A 7,097-nucleotide genomic window follows, 5' to 3' on the forward strand; every position below is an offset into this window, starting at 1 on the left:
GCGAACAGCAAGCAAGAAAAATTTATAACAGTAGCACGTGGCTATTTACTTTATTAAAATCGTATCGATTTTATGTAGAACTGCCTATATCACTTAATTACTTGGGACGCTGAATTTCTTGGTTAAGGTTCTTCCAATGTCTCTTAATTTGAGAATTAATCTTGCTATGTTTTGACATTATCTTATGAGCATTTTTAGCGTAAGTGATGTAATTACCCCAGTTTGTTATATATTTATCAGGCTGCCATTGATTTGTTGTACCATTGACTCGTTTGTATTTTATATAACGTTTTGATCCAATGTATGAATATCTTTTATACAATCTTTTTCTGAAAATCTCACCTCTAGTACTGTTATTAATAGTGTTGCTATAAAATTTGCTTCTTCGAACACCTTTTTTCATTTTTCGATAATATTTAGCTAAAGAGCTGGTCTTTAGATAAACGTTTTCACCATCAAAACTAAAACCAAGGTACTCAAAGTTTCTGTTGATACTGTACTGGGTTAGTTTGTTATTGAATTCCTGCTTACAAACTAGTCTGTGATTATCGTATGTAAAGTGAAAAATCTGTGTTTTATCTTCATGAATATCAAGTATGATATCTTTAGTTTGATCTTTAAAAAGCTGAATAATTTCTGTTTTGTAGTGTATTGGACATATAACAACCATATCATCAGAGTAGCGTCGATAGATTCCGTCCATGCTAGATATTTTTTTATGAATGATTTCATCAAAATCTAACATATAGATATTTGCTAACGTAGCACTAATAGCAGAGCCTTGACAAATTCCAGAAGACCTCAGTTTACCTTCAATATGCTTATTCGAGCGAATAAGACCTTTTTTTCGAATAGTGTGTATATCTTTCATAGGACAGTAAGCTATGGCCTTTTTATTATATAGATGCTCAATGCGTTCGACTGATTTAAAGGCAGATTTACCATCATTTTTTCTTACTAGTATTTTGTTGCTAAATAAGTTAAATATATGCTGTTCTTCGACGTAAGCGAATTTTGTTATGTTCCTAAATACGTTGTAGTGATCTTCCGGTAGGCTCTCTTTTCCAATCACCTCGCACCATCTTTTTTTTAAAAGACTATGGTCAAGGCTAGGAAAAAAATTCTTAATATCAAAAGTAATAGCGATGAGTTCTTTATCATTAACTGAATGGTTCTTAATATAACTAAAAACCTCATCTGCAAAATGAATATTATTTTTTGAGCCTATTTGTTCCGAATTTAACAAAATATTTCTATAAGCAGTCACCACATCTGTTAGGCCACGTGCTTCTAATATAGTCTCATAATCTTCATGTAATAAATAAGAGTAATAGGCGTAAATATTTGAATCTAAATGATTAGCGTAATATATATCTCGATTTTTAGCTCCACAATTTACTCGTTTGCCATTGTTTTTTAGCTTGCCGTAAGAATTATATTCTTTGCGATATCGGCTAGTGGAGATAACTTTGTGGATAAAAGGAGTAAAGCTATGAACAGCAACTTTTTCTTCATTTTTAATATATGAAATGGTTGCGTTATGGTTAGTAGAAGGAATGCCGATATGTGGGTATTGCTTAGGTTTATACCAAATATCCTGTTCAGTTTTCTTTGGCATATTATTGAGAGTCAGTTGAAAGAGCAAAGGATGACGGGGTTAGCATTTTGCGCATATAGCGAATAATAAAAGTTGTTTTAGCCGTTACCATTAAAAGTAACACCCCTATTGTTTTTGGAAATTATAATAATAATAATAATTAACTTAAGGATTCATATCTCTATGTTCTCAGTAACTATATTACAAATCATATATCTCATCTTTCGCTTGACAGTGCCAACCGATGATGGTATAGATTTAACTAAACTAGCTATCTAGTTAGCAACACTCGATTAAGACAAAAGTGCTTCGATTTAAAATCAAACTTAAATTATTTGCTTCATCCCTTACTATCTAAATTTACCATATTCTCACTCGGCTGTACATTGACTTTGCCTAAATTAATTTGAAAGATGATTTTAGTAAAAACAACATGAGCATATTTAATTTTTTCAAATTATTGGTTGTATTTTTTTAAGATAATTATAGTAAAGGACTTCCACCAAAAATCTGGATAAGCATGATTTACAGTCAATAATAATTATGTCTAGGTCACTGTTAAATTCCTAGCATATTAATCTGTTTAGCTGTGTCATCGCTTATCACTAATAAAGAAGCTATCTAAAACTAGTTCTTATTCCTAATCAGAAAAATAATTGGCAGTGCAATTACATACATTAGCACGCCATATACGGCAGCGGGTAGGGCGATGGCTGGCAGAGTACTGACACCCATGATGATAGGTGCCAAGGTAATCGCGGTCGTACTGTTTTGAATACTGGTTTCTATAGATATCGTTTTTGTATCGAACCAGCTAAGCTGCATTGCTTTAGAGGTCAAAATACTTAACGCAAATAAAGTCACAATGATAAATACAAGCTCAAGCCCAATAGATGCCAATTGTTCTTGTAATAATTGCCAGTTAGACGCAATGGCAGCAAAGACAATCAAGACAAAAAAGACGCTAGCTAAGCCATTCAAGATGCCACTTCTACGTACCATAAAGTCAGTGAACTTATAGCGCGCGAGCATACCTATCGTCACAGGTAAGGTGGTCAATAAAAACATCACTAAGCCAATTTTTACCGCGCTGATAGAGCCCGCTTGATCTTGCATAAAGTGATTAAAAGCTAGCGTGATTAATATGGGCAAAGTCACTACTGACAATAGACTTACCACACCAGTGAGCGCGACGGACAGCGCCACATTGCCTTTGGCATAGTAAGTAAGCATATTACTGGTCACGCCGCCTGGGCAAAAACTGATTAGCATAATACCAAAGGCGATAGTCGGTGGTGGCGACATTACTAGGACGACTGCTAAAGCAACCAAAGGTACAAAAATAACTTGGTTAACCAAGCCGACGATAAACGCTTTGGGGTGTTTAGCGATAACCTTAAAGTCTTTAGGTTTCAGCCCTGTACCTAAGGTAAACATAATGTAGGCAAGTGCTAAAGGCAGTAGAGCCAATACGTTATTACTCATGAAACATTCCTTGTAAAATTAAAGGTCATATTTGAATGACTTTTTTAATAACCCACATTCCTTGTGGTGGTAACATTTTTAGCAGCATTTGAAACTACTGTAGTTTCAAATACTAAAGCTTCAAACACTATAGCCGCAAAAACTATAAAAGCCCATATATCGATATGGGCTCATCAGTTTAATAGCTTAAATCATTAGTAATTTAATGAGGCGATTATTTGACGTCTTTATTTGACATCTCAGTCGTCTAATAAATCCATGCGCTTTGCCGCTTCATAAATACCTGTTGAGCGATTACCGGTGCGGCAAAATATTAGCATTGGCTGCTCGGCTTGATTAAAAAAGTCAGCAAATTCTTCGACGTGATTTTGATTAAGATCACTGCCAGCAAAGGACACTTCTTTATAGGCAAGACCTGCCTTTTCAGCAGCAGCAGCAATATCAGCACTGGTCGGCTGATTGGGCTCTTCACCATCTGGACGGTTATTAATGATGGTTTTAAAACCATTTTCGGCGATCATTGGTACTTGGTCAGGGGTGATTTGTCCGGTAATGCTAACTTGATGGCTCATAAGAGCTCCTTTTATTTTTTATAGTAGATATGAGTTGTTTGGCATGAAAATACAGAGTCTCAGCCTAAGCTTAATAAATAGTTTTCTAAAGATGAGGTATGTAAACGCTATCGTATTTTTTATAGCCAGTTTTATAGCAGCCCTTGCATCAATGCACTTTGATAAAGCAGCTTGGCGCGCGCACCCGTCCCACAAAACATAAGGATGGGTTTAGGCATTGAACGGTAAAAGGCAGCAAACTGCTCGACAGTTGCCATGCTCAGGCGTTCATCGTCAAAGGGCAGATGATGATAGGTCAAGTTGGCTTTTGCGGTAGCACGCGCTAAGTCGCAGCTATTTGGCTGCGTCTCTGTTTCAGCATCAGGGCGAATATTGAGCACAGAACAGTAGCCAAGCTCCGCAATCTTAATACATTGGCTTGGATAGATTTGCTTATAAATGGTTAAGTCATCGGTCATAAGTAAGTTCGGTCACATATATGGAAAGGCACTAGGAAATAGAGCGTTATAGATAAGTGTATTTTCTAAAGGCTATAATACCTAAAGGCTGTAGTTTTTAAACACTATAATAATTTAGCATAACACAGCTTTTATCACATCTATAGGTTGTCACAGACAATAATTATTATTAACTTAATAATATAGAGGTCGCGGCGTTGTTAAACGTCTTTTAATGCATTTACCGCATCCATGGTACTTAGGTAAACCTGCCCTGATAGCTTGGTAATGACGGGAGTATGCCCAATAATATCCATCACGGGCCCTTTGATAAAGCTAAAACTTAAATGCTTATTTTGGTTTAAAAGCTCCTGATTTAGGCTAATGAGCATCTCTTGTCCGGTAAAATCAATGTGATTGACCGCTGACATGATAAGAATAATCTCATGAGCTTTTGGATACTGCTGGGTAGCTTGTATCACACGGCGATGTACCGATTCACTATTACCAAAAAATAAGCTCTCATCAATACGTAGCATCAATAAATTATTGAAGGTCACCACATCATGACGATTGATATTACGAAAATGCCCCGTACCTGCCAGTTGACCGACAATGGCAACGTGCGGTTGGCTCGATTGCCAAATTAAGCTGGCAAAAGACACCATTAAGCCAATAATTAGTCCTGTATTTAGCCCAAATATCAGCACACCCGTAAATGCCGCCATAAAGCTGGCGGCATCTAAACGGTCACGCTGCCATGCAGACTTTAAGGTTGCTATATCAATGAGGCCGATGATAGCAGCCATGATGGTCGCGCCTAAAATGGCATAGGGTAGTGGGGCAAGTAAATTGCCAAATGCTATCAAAGCGGCAATCATTACCAGCACGGTTACTAAACTAGCGAGGGGTGTTTTTGCCCCTGAATCGACATTGATAGCCGTACGTGAAAAGCCACCAGCGATAGGGAAACTTTGGAAGAACCCGCCGGCGATGTTAGCAAGCCCTAGTCCGGTTAGCTCACGGTTAGCGTCGAATGTCTCATTACGCAGACGCGCATAAGTACTGGCAACTGAGCTACTTGATACAAAAGCAATCAGCGCCATCAGTCCTGCTGTAGGCAACAAATTAAGGACTTCAGGGAAGTCTGGCACATAAGGAAAGGTAAAACTTGGTAGTCCTTGCGGAATACTACCGATGGTCGCCACGCCATTGGTTGTCCAATGCAAGCCCGTACTAAGGACAATAGCAATGCCGAGCAGAATAAGAGGAAATAGGCGCTCTGCCCATTTAGCATAAGAGGAGGATAACCAAGACTTCCATACCCACTTGCTACCGTAGCGGTTCATAACCATAAGCGTGAAGGCAATCATCCCGATGACTAACGTCAATGGATGCAACTGACTGGCATACATCTGCATGCTAGATAAATAACCTATCAAGCCATTTCCAGCGATAGGTATACCGGTCAAATACTTAAGCTGACTAATAAAAATGAGCACCGCTGCACCGCTGATAAAGCCAGCCGATACGCCACGGCTAATGAACTGCATAATCCAGCCCAATTTGAGCTGTCCTGCAAGCCACAAAATAGCGCCCAACATCAATGCCAGCAGACCTGCCATCAATACGTACTGTTCAGCGCCTTTATCCGCGTAGGGGTGCAGGGCGCTAGCAGTCATAATAGCAGTAACGGCGGCTGGTCCAACTGCTTGTACATTACTAGAGCCTAGCCACGCATAAACGGCGACTGGCACTATAGCCGCATATAAGCCATAAACCGGTGGTAGCCCTGCTAATACTGCATAGCCTAAGCTTTGCGGAATAACAAGCACGCCCACCACCAGTCCTGCGATGATGTCAGCCGGTAGAGCCGACATCCGGTAGTGGCGCAACCAAGCAGGAATCAGACGAGCGGCGATAGAAGGCATAGCAATACATCATCACAATAAAGAAAGTTAATTAACAGCGACCATTAAGCTAACAAGCTATGCGTCGGTCTGATTACAGAAGCGCTGATACAGTAGTTGTAAGACGGCTAAAGCATCATCACTGGCGATACTGTAATAGATTTGTTTGCCGTCGCGGCGTGTAGAGACCAGCTCATCCTTACGTAGGATACCCAGCTGCTGCGATAGGCTTGGCTGACCAACTCCGACCAAGTGCTCAAGCTCACTGACGCAGTATTCCCCTTGAGTCAGCTGACATAAGAGTAATAAGCGATCAGGGTGCGATAAAGACTTCAATAGTCGGCTGGCTTGCAATGAGGCTTGTTGCATTTTTTTAGCAAGGTCATTGGGGGCAAAGCCTACTACGCTGGGGGACATATTGTCGCTAGTGTTGGTAGCAGCTGTGCTCGATGCTAAAGTAGAAGTAGTCAGAGCGAGCTCCTTATATAAAATATAAATAGAAAGTGCAGAGTTTATAGATAAGATCTGGTTATAGACAGTTAATTATCAATGATAGCGCAAGTGATAGTAAGTTATCGTTATTTACATTATATAAATTGTTAAATTGTTTGATAGTTGCTATATTGGTCTTAATAAATAGCAAATACGTCTATTCATATACTACAAATATCTATCTATTATACGTAAGAATTCAGTGAAAATTAAAACATTCATATAAAAGTAAAGAGGTAGCCATGCAAGTTCATTCTTTCTTACATAGCGACACAGAAACTTATACTCACGTACTCGCAGACGTTCAGCAGCAAGTATGTGCCATTATCGATCCAGTACTGGATTTTGATGCAAAGTCAGGGCGTACTGCCACTACTAGCGTCGACGAAGTCATCGCGTTTGTCAATGATCATGGTTGGGAGCTGGTTTATATTATAGAAACCCATGCCCATGCCGACCATATATCAGGTGCTATACACGTAAAAGAGGCACTCGGCGGACAATTGGTGATCGGTCAACACATCACTGAAGTACAAAAAATATTTAAGCAGATTTTTAACTTTGATAGCAGCTTTCGTACCGATGCCAGTCAATTTGACATTTT

General features: G+C 39.1%; 7 protein-coding genes. 1 reads left to right on the plus strand and 6 read right to left on the minus strand.

Annotated features, from left to right (window positions below; all coding sequences use genetic code 11):
- Nucleotides 1–97 precede the first annotated feature (97 nt).
- The 6 genes from CAN34_RS04335 to CAN34_RS04360 all read right to left on the minus strand — a co-directional run bounded on the left by CAN34_RS04335 (nucleotide 98) and on the right by CAN34_RS04360 (nucleotide 6,418).
- A complete protein-coding gene (locus tag CAN34_RS04335) occupies nucleotides 98–1,618 on the minus strand; it encodes a reverse transcriptase domain-containing protein (protein ID WP_089554598.1) in 1,521 nt (506 codons plus the stop codon).
- Nucleotides 1,619–2,224: 606 nt separating this feature from the next.
- Nucleotides 2,225–3,082, minus strand: coding sequence for a bile acid:sodium symporter family protein (locus tag CAN34_RS04340; RefSeq protein ID WP_089554599.1), 858 nt, complete (start codon nucleotides 3,080–3,082; stop codon nucleotides 2,225–2,227).
- Nucleotides 3,083–3,321: 239 nt separating this feature from the next.
- Nucleotides 3,322–3,654 carry a TIGR01244 family sulfur transferase gene (locus CAN34_RS04345; RefSeq protein WP_079692568.1) on the minus strand — a complete coding sequence of 111 codons (333 nt, stop codon included), beginning with the start codon at nucleotides 3,652–3,654 and terminating at the stop codon, nucleotides 3,322–3,324.
- Nucleotides 3,655–3,785: 131 nt separating this feature from the next.
- Entirely contained in the window at nucleotides 3,786–4,112 is a 327-nt protein-coding gene (locus tag CAN34_RS04350) for a sulfur transferase domain-containing protein (RefSeq protein ID WP_079692567.1), read from the minus strand.
- A gap of 200 nt (nucleotides 4,113–4,312) precedes the next feature.
- Nucleotides 4,313–6,022, minus strand: a complete 1,710-nt coding sequence (locus CAN34_RS04355; RefSeq protein ID WP_089554600.1) for a SulP family inorganic anion transporter — start codon at nucleotides 6,020–6,022, stop codon at nucleotides 4,313–4,315.
- 57 nt (nucleotides 6,023–6,079) lie between these two features.
- A complete protein-coding gene (locus tag CAN34_RS04360) occupies nucleotides 6,080–6,418 on the minus strand; it encodes a helix-turn-helix transcriptional regulator (protein ID WP_254423086.1) in 339 nt (112 codons plus the stop codon).
- Nucleotides 6,419–6,735: 317 nt separating this feature from the next.
- On the opposite strand from CAN34_RS04360, the gene CAN34_RS04365 reads away from it, so the two are divergent.
- Nucleotides 6,736–7,097 (plus strand): MBL fold metallo-hydrolase (locus tag CAN34_RS04365; RefSeq protein ID WP_121509221.1); only part of this gene is annotated, 362 nt, incomplete at its 3' end.

It is taken from the genome of Psychrobacter sp. DAB_AL32B (assembly GCF_002224105.1).
Lineage (GTDB): Bacteria > Pseudomonadota > Gammaproteobacteria > Pseudomonadales > Moraxellaceae > Psychrobacter.

Bases quoted from the DNA above. Each gene is read 5' to 3' on its own strand.
- CAN34_RS04355 (WP_089554600.1), bottom strand. From the start codon at position 6,022: ATGCCTTCTATCGCCGCTCGTCTGATTCCTGCTTGGTTGCGCCACTAC.
- CAN34_RS04350 (WP_079692567.1), bottom strand. From the start codon at position 4,112: ATGACCGATGACTTAACCATTTATAAGCAAATCTATCCAAGCCAATGT.
- CAN34_RS04340 (WP_089554599.1), bottom strand. From the start codon at position 3,082: ATGAGTAATAACGTATTGGCTCTACTGCCTTTAGCACTTGCCTACATT.
- CAN34_RS04360 (WP_254423086.1), bottom strand. From the start codon at position 6,418: ATGTCCCCCAGCGTAGTAGGCTTTGCCCCCAATGACCTTGCTAAAAAA.
- CAN34_RS04335 (WP_089554598.1), bottom strand. From the start codon at position 1,618: ATGCCAAAGAAAACTGAACAGGATATTTGGTATAAACCTAAGCAATAC.
- CAN34_RS04345 (WP_079692568.1), bottom strand. From the start codon at position 3,654: ATGAGCCATCAAGTTAGCATTACCGGACAAATCACCCCTGACCAAGTA.